This is a genomic window from Aeromonas sp. QDB63 (assembly GCF_027707425.1).
In the GTDB taxonomy this organism is placed as follows: Bacteria; Pseudomonadota; Gammaproteobacteria; order Enterobacterales; family Aeromonadaceae; genus Aeromonas; species Aeromonas caviae.
This window is the reverse complement of the sequence record NZ_JAPCIS010000075.1, coordinates 1-1,162: the sequence shown is the minus strand read 5'-3', so window position 1 is coordinate 1,162 and position 1,162 is coordinate 1. Positions and strand designations below refer to the sequence as shown.

Genomic DNA, 1,162 nt, shown 5'->3' with positions numbered 1-1,162 from the left:
TAAATAGCTGTTCCGAATAGTAGATCACCGGAGGAAGGGAACTCAGTCCAGTTTGTGCGATCTGATTAGTCGCTAAACAAAACAAGCCACACCCAAAGGACTGAGTTGATGCCTATCCTACCACCTCTGCCACGACCACAACGGCGCCGCATTCACAAAATCATCCATGCCACCCGTGATAAAGGACATGCTCGTCGCTTGATGGCCATCTTGCTGTTACATGAAGGACGCACGATCACCGATGTTCATCACCTTACCGGCGCTGCGCGCTCGACCATCGGTCGTTGGCTTCGGTGGTATCGAGATGAAGGCATAGATGCGCTAGAAGCCTTACCGGCTGGCCGTGCCCCAGTCTTACCTATCGCCAAGATTGTCACCCTACTGGTGCTGCTCATGCAGTTTTCTCCGCAAGATTTTGGTTATCAGCGCAGCCGTTGGTGTACTGAACTATTGGCTATAAAAATCAATCGGTTAACAGGGCTCAATGTGGCAGCCTCCACGCTCCGCCGATGGTTACCTCGTATGGGCATTGTCTGGCGCAGGCCCGTGCCGACCTTGCGGATAAAAGACCCAGCCTATCAGGAAAAAATGGCGAATATCGACGCCGCGCTGGCCCGCTGTGATGCCGATAATCCGGTGTTTTATGAGGATGAAGTCGATATAGACCTCAATCCCAAATTAGGAGCCGACTGGATGTTCAGAGCGCAGCAAAAGCGGGTTGTCACACCGGGGCAGAATGCCAAGCATTATCTGGCAGGCGTTCTCCACGCAGGCAACGGAAGGGTACTTTACGTCAGCGGGATCAAGAAAAACTCATCGCTGTTTATTGCCATGCTGGAAAAGCTGCGCCACCACTACCGACGAGCCAAAACCATCACGTTGATCCTCGATAACTACATCATTCACAAAAGCAAACAGACCGAGCGATGGTTGAAGAAGAATCCCAAGTTCTGCCTGGTGTTCCAGCCAGTTTACAGCCCTTGGGTTAATCACATAGAACGGCTATGGCACAAGTTACATGAAACCATCACGCGCAATCATCAATGCAGAGGGATGGCAAACCTGCTGGCCCGAGTGAAACACTTCATGGATACCGTGTCTCCTTTCCCGGGGAATGGCTATGGCACAGCGAAGGTGTAGCACTATTGGGATCAGTTATTTA

The 1,162-nt window shown here is 51.5% G+C and carries 1 protein-coding gene; it reads left to right on the top strand.

The features are described from left to right. Positions 1–108 precede the first annotated feature (108 nt). Positions 109–1,140 carry an IS630-like element ISAhy2 family transposase gene (locus PG879_RS20430; protein WP_001809438.1) on the top strand — a complete coding sequence of 344 codons (1,032 nt, stop codon included), beginning with the start codon at positions 109–111 and terminating at the stop codon, positions 1,138–1,140. Positions 1,141–1,162 lie beyond the last annotated feature (22 nt).